We start from the raw sequence: 16,093 nt of genomic DNA, 5'->3' as shown, positions 1-16,093 counted from the left end.
TTGAGAAGTCACCCTTTCGCAGGACTTCCGAATGCACTTGAGGTATTGCTCGCGCAGTAAATTCTCTTCAATCGCCCCTCTATATTCTGACGTGCAGAACCACTCAACGGGCCATCCCCATTTCTCCAAATAATCGAGGTTTAGAGCGCACAAGGCACCAACATGATGCCAGCCGTCGGCTGCTGGATGGCCAGTTGCGCCTTCACCGCTCCAGCTTCAGCGCTTCAATTTTTGGTGGTTGGCCCTGCTCGAAGACTCCAATAGTTCCCGAGGGGACCTCGACCCAGGTATGCCTGCTCCAATGGAGAGAAAGCGGTTCGGAGACGACCAGCTGCGCATCGGCCGGCAATGAAAGTTTTTCACCAGCAACACCGTGCAGAATTGTTGACCCGGTCGCGTGATACAAGCTCGGCGCCACTGCGCCTAACGAATCTGGGCTTACCCAGCGCAATACCACTAAACGTCTGCCATCGGAGGCACACATGGTCGCCCGGAAGGGAGCCCGAACTTGATGTTCGCTCCTTGACTGTTCAACCCGAGCCACCATACGGGTAAGTGCCGTTACGGGATCTTGCTTCAGCCCATAGGTCAGCGCCAGATAGAAGCAAAGCTCGGTATCTGCATTGCCCAGAATCGACGGATATAGTGGCGTGGCCACGTCAAAGGTCAGCTCGCGTTTGAGTTCACGAAAGTTAGGGATCGACCCGTTGTGCTGAAACATCCAGCCGTGATCCACAAATGGATGGCAGTTCTGTTCCGCAATCGTTCCACCGGGTGCCGCACGCACATGAGCGAGGAAGCATCCGGACTCAAGCTGTTGCGCGAGATGCTTCAGGTTTTGGCTATCCCAGGCCGGACCAACTTGTCGGTACTGTCCCAAGGTTTCTGCGCGTCCGGCCCAAGCCATTCCAAAGCCGTCGCCATTAGTGGGAAATGCGTGGTTCGTGAATTGTGCAGCCAGCGGATCATTGGGCAGATACAGCTCCCTAGCGTGCAAGCTCTGATCAATCAACGAATGATTTGGCCGCACCAGAATGTCTGCGATCTCTATCGGTGAGCCAAGATAAGCTAGCCAACGGCACATTTTTTGATACCCATCTGGTGGCGAAGACTCCTGATGCCCACACTAGACCTGTGGCTGAAGGGTGGACAAGCATTCGTTTAAATAGTGCCCTCGTCACGCTTTCAAGAGGGCAGCGGGTTTTAGGAACCAGACAAATGCTAGGAGCGCTACTTATCTGCCCTGGTGTGTTGCTCGTCCAACAGCGGAATTCTCCCAGGCTCGGCGTTGGTAATCTTTGCAGCTTGGGTTGGCACGAATGGCTGGACTTCGAGAAGTCGTGATCATTCATGACCAGTCAACGCCCGTATTGCTGAGCAGGCGAACAATGAAGATGCGGTGCACATGGCTCAATTGGTAGCCGTGGCCATTTGCGCACTTATTGCCTTGTATGAAGTGAGCGATGAGTCTCCATTGGCTGGCACAGTCTCCGGAAAGAGCGTTAACGAAGCAGGGTCACGCTACCAATATTTGGCAGCGTGACCCCTACTTCTCACTTAGAGATTTTTACCAGCCGCGCTCGGAAAGGCGGTGTGGTTCTGGCAACTCGGTGACGTTGATGCCGACCATTGCTTCACCCAACCCGCGGGAGATCTTGGCTAGTTCATCCGGGTTGTCGAAGAAGGTGGTAGCCTTCACGATCGCCTCGGCACGCTGTACCGGGTTGCCGGACTTGAAGATGCCCGAGCCGACAAATACGCCATCGGCGCCCAGCTGCATCATCATCGCCGCATCTGCCGGGGTGGCGATGCCACCGGCGGTGAACAGCACCACCGGAAGCTTACCGGTCGCAGCGATTTCCTTGACCAGCTCGTATGGAGCTTGAAGTTCCTTGGCAGCCACGTACAGCTCGTCCTTTGGAAGCGCAGCTAACTTAGCGATTTCGGCGCGGATCTTGCGCATGTGTCCGGTCGCGTTGGAGACGTCGCCGGTTCCGGCTTCACCCTTGGAACGGATCATTGCAGCACCCTCGTTGATGCGGCGTAGCGCCTCACCTAGGTTGGTGGCACCACAAACGAATGGCACGGTGAATGGCCACTTATCGATGTGGTTCTCGTAGTCTGCTGGGGAAAGCACCTCTGACTCGTCGATGTAGTCCACACCGAGTGACTGCAGGATCTGTGCCTCGACGAAGTGACCGATGCGAGCTTTGGCCATCACTGGGATGGACACTTCGGCGATGATGCTATCAATCATGTCCGGATCGCTCATGCGCGAGACGCCGCCCTGGGCACGAATGTCGGCCGGTACGCGCTCTAGGGCCATAACGGCTACGGCGCCGGCATCTTCAGCGATGCGGGCTTGTTCCGGAGTGACAACGTCCATGATGACGCCGCCCTTGAGCATTTCGGCCATACCGCGCTTAACGCGTTCGGAGCCGACGACGTTGTCCTGACGCTGATCTGCAGAAGACATGTTGGGGGTTATTCCTTTCAAACACTGGCAAGCACAGTGGTGCTCTGCCAGTAATCGTAGGAGCGCTTTACTTTATTACCTCCGGTGTTGCGTCACAATTGACTAGTAGTGGATTTATCCCTCAGTCAGTGGTTAGTGCGTAACATTGTCAATCTCGATGAACACGCTAGTCAAGCGACTTTTTAACTGTAATTTTAGGGTTTAGCACTTAAGTGGCTTTCACTTGATATTTTGCCGGCTGGCCGTAACCTTCAGCGTTATCATCCTCGGTGCACGGCACTTCGTTAGAAATGAATTGGACCAGCAGAACATCATTGTTGTTTTCTTCGGCCACCGCCGCGGCGAGATGTTCCGCTGGGGCTAGCGGCTGCAGCCGGCTGCGAAGGAACGCGCCGCAATTTTCGTCGTGCTGACAGTCAGCTCTTCGAGAACCTCATTGATCAGGCAAATCGAGCAGCGGGCTGCCCCGTGAATTGCGCGTCACAGCTCAGGTGCTGTGCCATTGATGATGCAGCCGTGAATTTCGTCTAGGGTTCGACCGGCTTTACTGCGCGTAGCCCGGCGGGAATGCACCTTGATGTTTGACGGACTCAGTGCCCAAGTTCCAAGAGTAGGTGGAGACCGCTCGGCCTGAGGCTCCCGCGTTGGATTCCCCGTCTTTGGCATAGGTATAGGTGACCTTTAGTTGCCCATCGTCAACGCGTACTACCTGTGGGAAAAAACCGAACGTCGTACGAGTGGCGACACCGAGGTACTTCCCCTGATGGAAGAGGGCAATGATGTATGGCGATGACCCGGTGGCCCCCTCAATGGGAAAGGTGACCCATGACAATGCGGCGCATTCATCATAAGTAGACGAATCTGCATAGTCAGCGTCCCATTCCCAATCCATGATCTCTCCGGTGGAAATCTTTGGCGCCGGCAACTTGCTCGCAAGTTTAGTCAATGCATTAGGAGTTAACTTTGGCCCACAGGTCGGCTGGGCAGGTTTGCTGGATTTGGTGACGGTGGGTGTTGGTTTAGCTGGTGCCACGCTTTTTGTTTCCTCAGGAGTTGGCGTGGCACTAGTGCTGGCCGTAGCCGAGGAGCTTACCGCTACCTCAGAGTGAGTCGGTTGCGCTTGCGGGGTCACGGGTGCCGAGCACGCGCCAAGCAGTAGTACCAAAGCAGCAGACAAGGAAAGGGCCTTCAAGCCATAACCAACGCTTCCTGTCACGGTTCCTCCGTAAAATCGTGTAAGTCTTCGGTATTTAGCTTTAGCCTAACCATGTCACGCGGGAATTGAAGCTAAGAAATCACAATATGAGATAGAGATAGTTCGAGTTAAAGCAGTCAGGGCAGTAAGAACAACTAAATGTTCCTACCACCCTGATTTAAGCATTGCTGAATCTAGCTCGGATTTTCACTATCCCACGCATCGGCGATCGCTTGACGCACCTCAGATAGGGTCTGCGGGATCGCTTTAGTCTGCGCGATGATCGGGAAGAAATTTCCATCCCCATTCCAGCGCGGCACAATGTGCTGATGCAGGTGCGCGGCAATACCCGCTCCCCCAGCCTCACCCTGGTTCATACCCAAGTTGAAGCCGGCAGCGTTAGACACCTTGCGCAGTACCCGCATCGATTGCTGCGCGAGCGCAGCCATCTCTGCGGTTTCCTCTACCGTGATATCCGTATAGTTCGGCACGTGCCGGTATGGGCAAACGAGCAGGTGCCCTGGGTTGTATGGGAACAAGTTCAGGATCACGTAACAAGTTTTACCGCGGTGCACCAGCAGTGCTTCTTCATCGGTGCGGTTCGGTCCGGCGCAGAACGGGCAACTTGCCTCGTCCGTCACCTGAGTCTGACCGCCCTTGATGTAGGCCATCCGGTAAGGGGTCCACAAACGTTGGAACGAATCTGGCACACCGGCGAGTTCAAAGTCGTCGGTGACGTTTTCGTCCTGCGGATATTGCATGTTGGTGGACTCCTATTTTCCGGCGGACCTAGTTGTTGTTGCTGCGGCTCTTGATAGCTTCAACGATGCGGGCTACCGCGTCGTCAACCGGAACCTGGTTTTCCTGGCTACCATCGCGGAAGCGGAAGGAAACCGCATTTGCGTCGGCATCCTCACCGCCGGCAATGAGCGTGAACGGGATCTTATCCTTGGACGCGTTGCGGATCTTCTTCGGGAAACGGTCCGAGGAGTCATCCAGTTCCACGCGTACGCCCTGTGCTTTGAGCTTCGCGACGACCTCTGCGAGGTAATCGTTGAAGGCCTCGGCCACTGGAATTGCACGAACCTGAACCGGGGACAACCATGCTGGGAAAGCACCGGCATAGTGCTCGGTGAGTACGCCCAAGAAGCGTTCGATGGAACCGAATTTAGCCGCGTGAATCATCACCGGCTCCTGACGGGTTCCATCGGCTGCCTGGTATTCCAGACCGAAGCGGGCAGGCTGGTTGAAGTCGTACTGCACGGTGCCCATCTGCCAGGTACGGCCGATAGCGTCCTTAGCCTGAACCGAGATCTTCGGGCCATAGAAGGCCGCGCCACCCGGATCGGCGACGAGCTCAACACCGGATTCAGTAGCTACGCGCTCGAGGACCGCGGTGGCCTCGTCCCACTGTTCGTTCGAACCGATGAACTTGTCAGACTCATCGCGAGTGGACAGCTCCAAGTAGAAGTCATCCATGCCGAAGTCCTTGAGCAGGGAGAGCATGAAGTTCAGCAGGTGCTCAACTTCGGCTGGGGCCTGTTCCTTGGTGACGTAGGAGTGCGAGTCATCCTGGGCAAAACCGCGTACGCGAGTCAGGCCGTGAACCACGCCGGACTTCTCATAGCGGTATACGTGGCCGAATTCGAAGAGGCGCAGTGGCAGTTCGCGGTATGAGCGCCCGCGACCGCGGAAGATCAGGTTGTGCATCGGGCAGTTCATTGCCTTCAGCCGGTACTCCTGGCCCTGCTTGGTGATGTTGCCGTCTTCATCGCGCTCTTCATCGATGTGCAGCGCAGGGAACATGGTGTCCGCATAGTACGGCAGGTGGCCGGAGGTGTGGAAGAGCCCGTCCTTGGAGATGTGCGGGGTACCTACATACTGGAAGCCCTCTTCGACGTGGCGGTCGCGCACGTAGTCTTCCATCTCACGCTTGATGATGCCGCCCTTAGGGTGGAATACCGGCAGTCCGGAGCCCAACTCGTCGGGGAAGGAAAAGAGGTCAAGTTCGGCACCGAGCTTGCGGTGGTCGCGGCGCTCAGCCTCGGCCAAACGCTCCTGGTAGGCCTTGAGGTCTTCCTTGGTTGGCCATGCGGTGCCGTAGATACGCTGCAGCTGCTTGTTCTTCTCACTGCCCAACCAGTAGGCGGCGGCTGAACGGGTCAACGCGAAGGCGTTCTTGATCAATTTGGTGTTTGGCAAATGCGGGCCGCGGCACAGGTCCTTCCAGACGGTGTCGCCGCTCTTGCGGTCAACGTTGTCATAGATGGTGGTTTCACCGGCGGCGACCTCAACGTTGACTCCCTCGCCTGAGGTGTCAGCGGAGTCAGCCTTGGCTAGCAGCTCGCATTTGTATGGCTCGTCGGCCATTTCGGCCTTGGCCTCATCGGGGGTTATTTCGCGACGGGCAAAGAGCTGGTTCTGGTTGATGATTTTCTGCATCATCTTTTCCAGCTGCTTCAAGTCTTCTGGAGTGAACGGTTCTTCAACGTCGAAGTCGAAGTAGAAACCGTCGGTGATGTATGGGCCGATTCCAAGCTTGGAATCTGGACGCAGCTGCTGCACAGCCTGAGCCATCACGTGGGCTGTTGAGTGGCGCAGCACCTCCAGACCTTCCGGATCGCTGATGGTTACACGGGTGACGGTGGTGCCTTCTTCAAGTTCACGGGCCAGGTCACGAAGTACGCCGTCGACGTGCATAACAACCACGTCTTTATCCTTGGCGTAAAACTGCAAACCGGTGGTTCCCGCGTCGACCTGGACCTGCTCGCCGTCGATGGTGAGAGTGCGCTGCTCGCTCATAAGATCGGGTTCTGCCTTTCAATCTGTGATGGCTTCATAGCTTGTGGCATACCTTGGCCACAGCCAGCCAGAGTCCAGTTTAGTTCAGCGAAGCGTGCAAGTCGTTGCCTACTACCAGTTTTACGAAGATTCATCGCCCGGGTGTGGCATATTCAACAGCTCTTCGGCTGAGAGCAATCCAGCATAATGCCATAGCTTCCGCGCGGAGGCCGGTTGCGAAGATTCGATTTTTCCGTTCTGCTGGTCCTCACGGAACTTTGGGATGACCTGTGCAAAACGGCGTAGTAATTCTGCCTGCTCATCATCGGTCAACAATAGATTACTGGTACTCATCTCAGCTAAATTTCCAGGGTTCTCGCCCTTCGCATACCAGTACTGGGCATGGGCAAGCATCGCCGAGAGCCGCAGTTGCTCTTCGTGGACGGCCTGCGCAAGATAGGCATTAATGGCACTGGACGATTCATCCGCAGCACGCTCGGCCGGTGGCCCTGTGGTGAAAGCGCCGGCTGCAGGTTTCCAAACTCGGTCTCGTTTGTCGCGAGCCAATTCGGGCGCTTCTTCGATCAGCTCTGCCTTGGCGAGTTCACGCAGGTGGAAACTCACCTTATTAGGTGCAATCCCCAGCAGCTCCCCCAGATCAGCTGCACGGCCAGTTCGCATGGCCCCGAGCGCATCAAAAATCTGCCTGCGCAACGGGTTAGCTATCGCTTTGAGCATCGGCGAGGTGAATGTGACTTGTGGCTTCGCTTGGGTCATGGGATCAGCATAACAATTTCACAGTTTTAATTGCGCAAATTCTATTGCGCAATTATATTTGCGGGTTTAAAGTTGTTCTCATGAACCCCTCCCAGCCCACCAGTTCGCCAGCCTCCGCGACCAATTCGGTGACGCAGTTGCCGGCCCTTCGCGCCCAGGGCAACTACCGGATTTGGTGGCTGGCAGATTCCTCAGCGCTGCTCGCCGGCGGTATCTACGGGTTCATCCTCCCCCTCATTTTGCTGGCAACGACCAATTCTCCAGTCTTGGCAGGGACCTTGGCAGCCTTAGGATTGGCCGCCCGAGCTAGCCTCACGCTGGCAGGCGGTGCCATGTCCGATCGATCCGACAGAGCTCGGATGATGCTCATCGGCGGGCTTTGCGGAGCGCTCTTCACTGCAGCTTTAGCGCTGGGCAGCAATACGGGTTCACTTTCCGCCACAGTTCTTTGCGTCGCACATATCTTGATGGAACTGCGCGGAGGATATTTTGGCTCCACAACTAATGCTGCTTTGAAAGACATCGTTCATCCGAAGCAGTTGGGGCGAGCACTGGCGGCGAATCAAGGGCGGGATTCGGTGCTGATGCTCGGCTCCGCTCCCTTGGGTGGTTTATTGCTTGGCTTGGGTGGCGATGTTGCCCTCCTGGTGGTAAGCGCCTTGAATCTTGTTGCCTCATTTACCGGTTTTGCATTACGCAAACCCTTGCGGGCGGCCGAAGAAACCACCCGGAAACGCCGTGAGGATCCTGCCGGCGCAGGCCAGACGGTGGACCACGGGATTCTTGCCGGCATGCGTTGGTGCTTTTCCCGGCCGCGACTGCGTGCACTGCTGCTCTTGATCATGGCCGTCAACATTGGCGTCAACGGATTGATGACAACCTTGATTTACGGGTTGCAGCAGCGCGGAGAAGATGCCTGGGTCATTGGATTGGTTTCAACATTCATGGGTGCAGGAATGCTGCTCGGCTCACTGGTGGCAACGTCTCTGATCGATAAATTCCGCACCGGCCTGCTGGCCTGCACATGCCTCAGCGTGCTGGGCGGCGCAATGATCCTCATCGGCTTGAACACGCACCTGCTGTGGATGGGTGTCATGCTTTTGATCAGCTTCCTGAGCGTCCCTGCGCTTAACGCGGCTGTCGGCGGCTACTTCATGGCCATCATCCCGCAGGAAATGGCCGGCCGGGCCAACTCACTGATCACGTTTATGGCACTGGCTGCTATGCCACTGTCACCATTAGCCACAGGCTTCGGGCTGGAAGGGTTTGGCATGGGCCCGACCCTGATGTTCTTTGGATCATTGGTCGTATTGGCCATGCTGTCCGCTTGGCTATCACCGCAGGTTCGCGGTATTCCGCATCCCGACCAGTGGTTTGAAGAACCCGTCAAGAGTGAAATTCTCAATCCAAAAACCTCCCGGGACGCACAGTCCAGCGTGTTAGTTGACCAAGTTAATAAGGAGAACCAGAAATGAAATCGACACCAGAACAGAGCCGTCCGCCGCTAAACAAACCTTCGCTATTGCGCCATGTTTTCAGCAGCAAAACCCGCTATGTCCCTTCCTCTTTCATTAGCACTGAAGTCAGTCGCGGAACTATCGAAGCCCAGCGCTCTACGCTGGACAACGGGCAATGGATTTACCTGTAGCTTTCCCGAACAGAGGCTTCTACGCTAGAACCATGAGTACGCCAGCGCCACCAACATTGAACGCAATCACCCTCGGCGTGCGTGATGTCGGCATTTCGCTCAAGTTCTACACCGAGGGCATCGGGTTCGAGCTGGTGCAACCGGCACATCCCGAGATCGCATTTGTCCGCGCCGGACGTGGTCTGATGCTCGCGCTCTGGGACGTAGTCCAGATGCCCAGTGAGTATGGCGAGGTTGGCCATTCCAGGCTCGCTCCCCCAATCTCGCTCGGGCACAATGTGCGAAGCGATGAGGAAGTTGAAATCTACTACCGGCGAGCGCTGAATGCCGGTGCTAGTTCGGTTAATGAGCCGACGAAGCAGTCCTGGGGTGGGATGAGTGCGTGTGTGGCTGATCCTGACGGGTTTCGTTGGGATTTTGTGCATAACCCGACGTTTGTGATTGAAGCCGATGGTCGGATCTCCTCGGTATAGCTAGGCTCCACGCTGATCGAGTCCTTCTGCGTTCATGCGCTTGGCGAGGTCTGCGACGCTTCCTCCCCCAGGGACTGCTTGGCCAAGTTTGGGTCTATAGGTGGGTTGCGGCCGGTTTGCGTCGTCCAGATATCCGGCGGCCGGCAGCGCCTCTGGCTGGTGCAGGTCCCAAGCATGTAGCGCTTGTAACGAGATGCCGCGTGGTCCGGTGCGACGAGTTACTCCGTGAATGAGCAGCATCCGGGTGGAGAACAGTAGCGGCCCGGTGCGTTGCTGGGTGTCGTCAAAGAAGGTGGCGTCAATACAACCGCTGCCGTCGTCTAGTGAAATGAACACGACGCGTTTGCCTCCGCGCATGGGCGGGGTTTGTGTAGCAATACGTACCCCCGCAACAAGGACCTCAGTGCCGTTGCGTAGGTGGAGCAGTTCGGCCGCTTGGGTGATGGGCAGATGTGCCAGCCGTTGACGGTATGAGGTGATCAGGTGTTCGCTCACGTCTAGATGCAGTAGGTCTAGTTCTGTGCGCACTACTTCTTCAGCGCTTAGTTGCGCTCCGGTGGCCTCGATCGGTTCGATCTCGCCTAGGGGCAGGGCGAGCTGTCCAGGGCCTGGACGGTATTTAGCTGGCAGGTGGGTATGCGCCATAGATTGGGTATGGGCGATGGTGTCTGCTCTAGAGGTTCCGGTTAGCAGTGAGTCGAAGACTCCTAGGGCCGCGAGGTTTTGGTAGCTGCGTCTGGATAGGCCCGCGCGTTGGCGAACATCCGCGAGGGATTCATAGGGCTGTCCGGCGACTAGGCGGTTCACTTCGCGTTCGCTCAGCTGATGAATGTCGCGGAAGGCGAGTCGGATGCCGTATTGGCCGGGACGAATAGTTCCGGCGGCGCGTGGAATCAGCGGTGCTGGGCGTATAGCTGATTCGAATACGCGTTCTACTCGGTAGTGCCCCGTGGAGCGGTTGATGTCTAAGCCAAGGATAGGAATGTTCATGCGTCTGGCTTCGGAGACCAGTAAGCGCTTGGGATACATTCCCGGGTCATGTTCCCAGATGCCTGCAAGGAATGCTTCCGGGTGATGGGCCTTGAGCCAGGCCGAATGATAGGTGGGTACGGCAAAGGCTGCCCCATGGGCTTTGCAGAAGCCGAAGGAGCCGAAGCCGGAGAGCACTTGCCAGACCTTGTCGATAGTTTCTTGGCTATATCCGCGAGCGGTAGCGCTGGTTCGGAAGAAGCCTGCAAGTGCTTCTTCTTTCTCTGGGTTTCCTAGGTGACGGCGGTACACGTCTGCCATCCCTAAGGTGCAGCCTGTCATCACGTGGAGCATGCGTAGTACCTGCTCATGGAAGACGGTGACTCCGTGGGTTTCGGCGAGCGCAGGTTTCAGGTCTGGGTGAAGGTATTGTTCGGGGGCGAAGCCGTGGCGGTGCTCTAGATAGGGCTTGACCATATTGGATTGCATGGGCCCGGGGCGGAAGAGTGAGATGTCGATAATGAGGTCGTTAAATTCGCGTGGTGCGAGTTTGCCGATGAGCTCGCGTTGTCCTGGAGATTCGATTTGGAAGCAGCCCAGGGTATGGGTGGAGCGGATCAGCTCATAGGTGATTGCATCGTCAAGCGGCACCTTAGAAAAATCGATATGTCCGTCTTCTTCGATGTACTGCGTGTTCTGGTGTCCGCCGGCTCGTGCGACTCCTTGAGCGGTAGGGTGCAGGCGCTTAATTTCCTCTAGTGTGTAGGCGATCGCCGATTGCATGCGTACCCCCAGAACGTCGAGTTTGATTAGCCCCATGACATCCATGTCGTGCTTGTCGTACTGGCTCATCTGCAATCCCATGCCGGAAGGCTGGACAGGGGTACGGTCCAGCAGGCTCGCGTCGGAGAGGATCACCCCGCACGGGTGCATAGAGATATGTCGGGGTAACCGGTCTAGGCGTTCGGTCGCGTCAATGAGTACGTCTAGCTGCCCATCTTGGGTAATGCGTTTGGCTAAGGGTGCGAGTTCTGGTTTCTGTTCTAAGGCTTCGCGGAAGGATGAGGCGGAGAAGCGCCAGAGTTGTTTGGCGATCTCGTCTACCTGTTCTTGTTCAATTCCAAGTGCTGCTCCGGCGTCGCGGACTGCCCCACGTGCACGATAAGCATTTTGCATACTCATTAGGCTCACTCGTTCTAAGCCATAAGTGTCAAAGATCTTGTGGTAAATCTCGTGACGGCGTGCGGATTCCACGTCGATGTCGATGTCGGGCAAGGTGGTTCGCGTATCGGAGAGGAAGCGTTCGAAGACCAGGTCGTGTTGAAGCGGGTTGACTTGGCTGATGCCTAGCAGGAAGTTCACTAGCGAGGAGGCGCCGGACCCGCGTGCGGCGACGCGTACTCCCATATCGGTAATCAGCTTCACGGTTTGTGCGACGGTCAGGAAGTAACCGGCGAAGCCCAGCCTGTCGATAACCCCAAGTTCTAGTGCGAGCTGTTTTTCAACGGCACTGTGATTAGCATCTGGCAGCAGACGCGGAACGGCGGAGAAGACTCGTTCGGTCAGCTCCTGCTGTGCTGGGCGGTATAGGCCAATAACCTTAGCTTCGGGGATAACCGGTTGCTTCCAGCCTAAGTCTGAGTGGGCGTCCAATGCTGCCCAGTCGGCGAGCTGCTCGGTGTTGTGCAGGAGTTTGCGCGCCCAAGAACGAGAGGTCACTCGGGAGAGGTCTTGGGCAAGCTGGTGCATTTGAGCCGAGCTTTTCAGCCACCCTTGCCCCGTAGGTTGTAGTTCCTCTAATGCTTTCAGGCTGTGCAGCACCCGCGCAGAATCCAAAATGTCTGCGGTAACCGCCCCGTCAGGATCTGCATAACGTACCGCATTACTCATCACCGGGGTAATGTTCAGCTCCTCAGCAAAGCGTAGTAATTTGCTGGCGAACCCTAGGCTGTAACGCTTACCCGGCTCGGAAAGGTGGGTGGTGATTTCCGCGCGCAGGGCAGATCCTGCAAGTTTTTTCCAGCCTGCAAGCAAGTTTCTAGCGTGCTGATGCTTATGTCGCTCGATAGCCCGGGATACGTCAGATTCGGCCCCAACCAAGAGCATGAGCTGGCCGCTCGCTAGCCGCGTTGCTAACTCAGTTCGGCTCAGTCCAATGATTCCGCGCGGATTTTGGTGGGCGGCAGATACCGCGCGGCACAGAGCCGCATACCCATGGCCCTGTGCATTTCCGCGTGCTAACAAAATGATGCGACCGCTTGGCTTTCCCGCATCGTCAAGTACCGCTAGGTTGACTCCGAGGATTGGCCGGATCCCTTCGGTCAGGCAGGCACCAACATGTTTCACCGCGCCGAACAGCCCATCACGGTCGGTGAGCGCTAAAGCATCCGCTCCTTGCGCATGAGCAGTCGCCGCTAGTTGCGAGGGGCTGGAAACCCCATAGTGTGCACTATAGGAGGAAGTGACATTTAGGTGGGTGAAGCTCATGGTCGGGGTCCTTCGAAACTACGCGGAATACCATTAGAACAAAGTTTCGAAGATTAAGCACTTGCCCCTACTCAAGCGCCAATGGGCATTTCTTGATTAACGCGAATCAGGCGCCAGCGAGTTGATTGCGGATCAAAACTTACATCGATACTCTGCATGGGCCCGCGACTCATGGCGGGAGTGATTTCAAGTCGCCAGATTTCATAATCCACTAGTCCAGCGCCAATTCCACGAGGAATACGCAGGTTTTCATCCCACCACTTGCGGCGCTCGAACCAGCGTTGCGGCTCGGCGACCAGTCGATAGTCGCACCCGTTCCACGAAATCCTCAATGGCACCCCGTTAGGTGCGCAGGAAACCTGGATTGATTCGGTAAACATGCCCACGCGTACCCCTCCATCTCACTAAAACCATTATATTCGAACACGTATTCGAACAACAGTTACGCTAGTCAGGCCGACGGACAGTTTAGGTTGAGGGCGGCATACCGGGCTACCGCCCTTCGGCACGCTTCCAGAAATTCCCCCCGAAAACTGGAACCAGCGATTTTGGAAGCAGGCCACGATGGATTCACCGTTCGCAGGACTGGCCGCTACGCCATCAAGGGGCACCACCGGTGGCCGCATGGTTACGAAGGTCTCCGAAGAAACTCGCTCATACTCCGCCCGGTAACTAGATGCAGCAAAAAACTGCCGAGGAACGCTGCGCTCACACATTACTCGGAGAGAAACGAATGTTGGGGAAACATCGCAATAATTTGGACTGCATTGCATATTTTGTCGGGTTGGATAGAGACCATGGCCATCCAGTGGTTTATCACCTCCTTGTTCCCTCTCACCCTTATCCTCGGCGCACTCCTGGGCGGTTTTTATACAGCGTTTTCTTTAGTGATCTTCCCTGCACTGACCGCGGCGAAGGACAGTGATGCGAGCGATTTCATGGTCAAAGTCAATAAATACGCCGAACGAGCACCGTTTTTGAGCCTGTTCTTTCTCGGGTTGCTCAGCAGCATCGGATATCTGGGACAGGCGATCACACATGGTGCGACGGTCCAATGCATTGGTGCGGCACTTGTATTGGGTGGTGGACTGCTGACGATTTGTGTCAATGTTCCACTGAACCGCGCCTTGGATCAGCAAAAAATATCTTGGAAGCATTATCGAGACCGTTGGATCCGCGCAAATACCTTACGTGCCATAACCTCCTTGGCCGGTGTGATTTTATTGCTCACCGACGCTTGAACACGAACTTCGAACCACCTGAGCACTCAGAATTGACCTCAAGAAAACCTGCCGGCCACATTACTAACTTGGCTCTGCGCGAAACTTCTTACGTCACGGTGGCCCTAATACTCGATTAGCGCCGAGCACCCCGATAGCATCGAGACATACATACAAATAAACTCAGGAGTAAATCCATGCCGCATAAGGTCAAAGCCGTAATTTCCCGCGCCAAAGACGCACCGGTAGAGGTCGTAAACATTATCGTTCCCGATCCAGGCCCGGGAGAGGTTATCGTCGATGTACTGACCGCCGGCGTTTGCCACACCGACCTGCACTACAAGCTCGGCGGAATCGGCAACGACTACCCATACTTGTTGGGCCACGAGTCCACCGCTGTAGTCAGCCAGATCGGCGAGAACGTGACCAATGTAGCCGTGGGCGACCGCGTGATCCTGAACTGGCGTGCAGTATGCGGTCAGTGCCGCGCTTGCGCCAAGGGCCAGGCTCAGTACTGCTTCAATACCGCTAACGCCACCCAGAAGATGACTCTGGAAGATGGCACCGAGCTTTCCCCTGCACTGGGCATTGGATCCTTTGCAGAGAAAACTCTCGTGGCAGCCGGACAGTGCACCAAGGTGGACGAGGATGCAGATGCTGCAGCAGTAGGCCTGCTCGGCTGTGGTGTCATGGCAGGCATCGGTGCGGCGATCAACACCGGCGAAGTTAAGCGCGGAGAATCCGTGGCAGTTATTGGCTGTGGCGGCGTAGGCGTAGCAGCCATCGCCGGCGCCAAGCTGGCAGGTGCGACCACCATCATCGCCGTAGACCTGAACCCAGCAAAGCTGGAGACCGCAAAGCAGCTGGGCGCTACTCACACCATCGATTCTTCGAAGGGTGATCCGGTTGAAGCTATCAAGGAACTAACCGGCGGATTCGGCGCGGACGTTGTCATCGATGCGGTAGGCCGCCCGGAAACCTACAAGCAGGCTTTCTACGCCCGCGACCTTGCAGGCCGTGTAGTTCTAGTGGGTGTGCCAACCCCGGAGATGAAGCTAGAACTGCCGTTGCTCGATGTCTTTGGACATGGCGGTTCGCTGAAGTCCTCGTGGTACGGCGACTGCCTGCCAAGCCGCGACTTCCCGATGCTCGTCGAGCAGTACAAGCAGGGAAACCTCGACTTGGACGCATTTGTCACCGAACGCATCAAGCTGGACGAAATCGAAGCAGCCTTCGACAAGATGCATGAAGGCACCGTACTGCGATCAGTAGTGGAGCTCTAATGACTGTGCAGATTGAAAACGTCGTCACCTCGGGGACTTTCTCCTTGGACGGTGGCACTTGGGATGTTGATAATAACGTCTGGGTCATCGGTGATGATTCCGAAGTTATGGTTATCGACCCAGCCCACGATGTGGCAAAAATCCTTGAGGTGGTAGGTGACCGCGAAGTGATGGCCGTACTGCTCACCCACGGGCATGATGATCACATTCGTGCGGCCGCTGAATTCTCTGACGAGGTCGAAGCACCGTTGTACCTGAACCCTGCCGACTCAATGCTCTGGGACGCCATCTACCCAGAGCGTAAGGTCGATGCAGAAATTCAGGAAGGCGACACCTTCACCATCGGTGACACTACCCTGACCGCAATCCACACCCCAGGGCACTCGCCAGGTTCCACCTGCTTCTATGCTCCGGACCTGGGAGTGTTGTTCAGTGGCGATACGCTGTTCAATGGTGGCCCAGGTGCCACCGGGCGCAGCTACTCTAGCTTCGAGACAATCGTCGAGTCGATTCGGGCCAAGCTGCTGGTCTTGCCAGAAGCGACAGTGGTGAACACCGGTCACGGCGATGCGACCACCATTGGTGCCGAGGCACCTAATGTAGATGAATGGATTAAGCGCGGGCACTAACACCTCGGTTGCTCTACTGACGGCCGGTTAACTCCTTGAGAGTTAGCCGGCCGTTTTATTTCCGCTACGTGCAGATCGCCGGTTCAATTCCCTCAGAGGAGCGAAAATTCATATGACATAGAGAAAACCGGTTGCGGTCGGATACCATGATCAAT

At 56.3% G+C, this 16,093-nt stretch carries 16 protein-coding genes; 8 read left to right on the top strand and 8 right to left on the bottom strand.

All coding sequences use genetic code 11. From position 1 onward, the window contains the following. Positions 1 to 202: 202 nt before the first annotated feature. The gene (locus VJ369_RS15670) at positions 203 to 1,084 is read right to left on the bottom strand and encodes a class II glutamine amidotransferase (RefSeq protein WP_324092976.1); all 882 of its coding nucleotides are present in this window, start codon (positions 1,082 to 1,084) and stop codon (positions 203 to 205) included. Between the two features lie 321 nt (positions 1,085 to 1,405). Between VJ369_RS15670 and VJ369_RS15665 the strand changes: the two genes are divergently transcribed. Then, complete coding sequence (locus VJ369_RS15665) at positions 1,406 to 1,543, top strand: hypothetical protein (RefSeq protein ID WP_324092975.1); 138 nt, start codon at positions 1,406 to 1,408, stop codon at positions 1,541 to 1,543. A 24-nt stretch (positions 1,544 to 1,567) separates the two neighbouring features. On the opposite strand, the gene pdxS is transcribed toward VJ369_RS15665, so the two are convergent. Together pdxS and VJ369_RS15655 are read right to left on the bottom strand one after the other, a co-directional pair. Then, on the bottom strand, positions 1,568 to 2,476 hold the full coding sequence (gene pdxS, locus VJ369_RS15660; RefSeq protein WP_324092974.1) for a pyridoxal 5'-phosphate synthase lyase subunit PdxS: 909 nt from the start codon (positions 2,474 to 2,476) through the stop codon (positions 1,568 to 1,570). Between the two features lie 544 nt (positions 2,477 to 3,020). Further along, the gene (locus tag VJ369_RS15655) at positions 3,021 to 3,368 is read right to left on the bottom strand and encodes an LppP/LprE family lipoprotein (RefSeq protein ID WP_324092973.1); all 348 of its coding nucleotides are present in this window, start codon (positions 3,366 to 3,368) and stop codon (positions 3,021 to 3,023) included. Positions 3,369 to 3,378: 10 nt separating this feature from the next. On the opposite strand from VJ369_RS15655, the gene VJ369_RS15650 reads away from it, so the two are divergent. Next, positions 3,379 to 3,585, top strand: coding sequence for a hypothetical protein (locus tag VJ369_RS15650; protein ID WP_324092972.1), 207 nt, complete (start codon positions 3,379 to 3,381; stop codon positions 3,583 to 3,585). 280 nt (positions 3,586 to 3,865) lie between these two features. Here the strand turns inward: VJ369_RS15650 and VJ369_RS15645 are convergent, their stop codons facing one another. From VJ369_RS15645 to VJ369_RS15635, 3 genes are all read right to left on the bottom strand, one after another. Then, the gene (locus tag VJ369_RS15645) at positions 3,866 to 4,432 is read right to left on the bottom strand and encodes an HIT domain-containing protein (RefSeq protein ID WP_324092971.1); all 567 of its coding nucleotides are present in this window, start codon (positions 4,430 to 4,432) and stop codon (positions 3,866 to 3,868) included. 28 nt (positions 4,433 to 4,460) lie between these two features. Beyond that, the gene (gene thrS, locus VJ369_RS15640; RefSeq protein ID WP_324092970.1) at positions 4,461 to 6,473 is read right to left on the bottom strand and encodes a threonine--tRNA ligase; all 2,013 of its coding nucleotides are present in this window, start codon (positions 6,471 to 6,473) and stop codon (positions 4,461 to 4,463) included. A 120-nt stretch (positions 6,474 to 6,593) separates the two neighbouring features. Next, complete coding sequence (locus tag VJ369_RS15635; protein ID WP_324092969.1) at positions 6,594 to 7,229, bottom strand: helix-turn-helix domain-containing protein; 636 nt, start codon at positions 7,227 to 7,229, stop codon at positions 6,594 to 6,596. Positions 7,230 to 7,309: 80 nt separating this feature from the next. On the opposite strand from VJ369_RS15635, the gene VJ369_RS15630 reads away from it, so the two are divergent. Genes VJ369_RS15630 through VJ369_RS15620 form a run of 3 tightly spaced genes read left to right on the top strand, consistent with a single transcriptional unit; the run spans position 7,310 to position 9,350 of the window. Then, positions 7,310 to 8,704: an MFS transporter gene (locus VJ369_RS15630; protein ID WP_324092968.1), complete on the top strand. Its 1,395-nt coding sequence runs from the start codon at positions 7,310 to 7,312 to the stop codon at positions 8,702 to 8,704. Beyond that, positions 8,701 to 8,877 (top strand): hypothetical protein, encoded by a 177-nt coding sequence (locus tag VJ369_RS15625; RefSeq protein ID WP_324092967.1) that lies wholly within the window; start codon positions 8,701 to 8,703, stop codon positions 8,875 to 8,877. Before VJ369_RS15630 ends, VJ369_RS15625 begins: the two co-directional genes overlap by 4 nt. A gap of 32 nt (positions 8,878 to 8,909) precedes the next feature. Next, positions 8,910 to 9,350, top strand: coding sequence for a VOC family protein (locus VJ369_RS15620; RefSeq protein WP_324092966.1), 441 nt, complete (start codon positions 8,910 to 8,912; stop codon positions 9,348 to 9,350). Here the strand turns inward: VJ369_RS15620 and VJ369_RS15615 are convergent, their stop codons facing one another. Next, positions 9,351 to 12,806, bottom strand: a complete 3,456-nt coding sequence (locus VJ369_RS15615; protein WP_324092965.1) for a DNA polymerase III subunit alpha — start codon at positions 12,804 to 12,806, stop codon at positions 9,351 to 9,353. A gap of 71 nt (positions 12,807 to 12,877) precedes the next feature. After that, on the bottom strand, positions 12,878 to 13,186 hold the full coding sequence (locus VJ369_RS15610; RefSeq protein WP_324092964.1) for a hypothetical protein: 309 nt from the start codon (positions 13,184 to 13,186) through the stop codon (positions 12,878 to 12,880). Positions 13,187 to 13,603: 417 nt separating this feature from the next. On the opposite strand from VJ369_RS15610, the gene VJ369_RS15605 reads away from it, so the two are divergent. The 3 genes from VJ369_RS15605 to VJ369_RS15595 all read left to right on the top strand — a co-directional run bounded on the left by VJ369_RS15605 (position 13,604) and on the right by VJ369_RS15595 (position 15,938). Then, on the top strand, positions 13,604 to 14,047 hold the full coding sequence (locus VJ369_RS15605) for a DUF1772 domain-containing protein (protein ID WP_324092963.1): 444 nt from the start codon (positions 13,604 to 13,606) through the stop codon (positions 14,045 to 14,047). A 176-nt stretch (positions 14,048 to 14,223) separates the two neighbouring features. Further along, positions 14,224 to 15,309, top strand: coding sequence for an S-(hydroxymethyl)mycothiol dehydrogenase (locus VJ369_RS15600; protein ID WP_324092962.1), 1,086 nt, complete (start codon positions 14,224 to 14,226; stop codon positions 15,307 to 15,309). After that, the gene (locus VJ369_RS15595) at positions 15,309 to 15,938 is read left to right on the top strand and encodes an MBL fold metallo-hydrolase (protein ID WP_324092961.1); all 630 of its coding nucleotides are present in this window, start codon (positions 15,309 to 15,311) and stop codon (positions 15,936 to 15,938) included. Before VJ369_RS15600 ends, VJ369_RS15595 begins: the two co-directional genes overlap by 1 nt. Positions 15,939 to 16,093 lie beyond the last annotated feature (155 nt).

The organism is Glutamicibacter sp., assembly GCF_035257265.1.
Taxonomy (GTDB): domain Bacteria; phylum Actinomycetota; class Actinomycetes; order Actinomycetales; family Micrococcaceae; genus Glutamicibacter.
The sequence above is the reverse complement of the archived record's forward strand: the minus strand, read 5'-3'. Positions and strand labels throughout refer to the sequence as shown.

What these genes read in the sequence shown, in the direction of transcription:
- VJ369_RS15670 (WP_324092976.1), bottom strand. Translation starts at nt 1,084, where the DNA reads ATGTGCCGTTGGCTAGCTTATCTTGGCTCACCGATAGAGATCGCAGAC.
- VJ369_RS15665 (WP_324092975.1), top strand. Translation starts at nt 1,406, where the DNA reads ATGGCTCAATTGGTAGCCGTGGCCATTTGCGCACTTATTGCCTTGTAT.
- pdxS (WP_324092974.1), bottom strand. Translation starts at nt 2,476, where the DNA reads ATGTCTTCTGCAGATCAGCGTCAGGACAACGTCGTCGGCTCCGAACGC.
- VJ369_RS15655 (WP_324092973.1), bottom strand. Translation starts at nt 3,368, where the DNA reads ATGGATTGGGAATGGGACGCTGACTATGCAGATTCGTCTACTTATGAT.
- VJ369_RS15645 (WP_324092971.1), bottom strand. Translation starts at nt 4,432, where the DNA reads ATGCAATATCCGCAGGACGAAAACGTCACCGACGACTTTGAACTCGCC.
- thrS (WP_324092970.1), bottom strand. Translation starts at nt 6,473, where the DNA reads ATGAGCGAGCAGCGCACTCTCACCATCGACGGCGAGCAGGTCCAGGTC.
- VJ369_RS15635 (WP_324092969.1), bottom strand. Translation starts at nt 7,229, where the DNA reads ATGACCCAAGCGAAGCCACAAGTCACATTCACCTCGCCGATGCTCAAA.
- VJ369_RS15630 (WP_324092968.1), top strand. Translation starts at nt 7,310, where the DNA reads ATGAACCCCTCCCAGCCCACCAGTTCGCCAGCCTCCGCGACCAATTCG.
- VJ369_RS15625 (WP_324092967.1), top strand. Translation starts at nt 8,701, where the DNA reads ATGAAATCGACACCAGAACAGAGCCGTCCGCCGCTAAACAAACCTTCG.
- VJ369_RS15620 (WP_324092966.1), top strand. Translation starts at nt 8,910, where the DNA reads ATGAGTACGCCAGCGCCACCAACATTGAACGCAATCACCCTCGGCGTG.
- VJ369_RS15615 (WP_324092965.1), bottom strand. Translation starts at nt 12,806, where the DNA reads ATGAGCTTCACCCACCTAAATGTCACTTCCTCCTATAGTGCACACTAT.
- VJ369_RS15610 (WP_324092964.1), bottom strand. Translation starts at nt 13,186, where the DNA reads ATGTTTACCGAATCAATCCAGGTTTCCTGCGCACCTAACGGGGTGCCA.
- VJ369_RS15605 (WP_324092963.1), top strand. Translation starts at nt 13,604, where the DNA reads ATGGCCATCCAGTGGTTTATCACCTCCTTGTTCCCTCTCACCCTTATC.
- VJ369_RS15600 (WP_324092962.1), top strand. Translation starts at nt 14,224, where the DNA reads ATGCCGCATAAGGTCAAAGCCGTAATTTCCCGCGCCAAAGACGCACCG.
- VJ369_RS15595 (WP_324092961.1), top strand. Translation starts at nt 15,309, where the DNA reads ATGACTGTGCAGATTGAAAACGTCGTCACCTCGGGGACTTTCTCCTTG.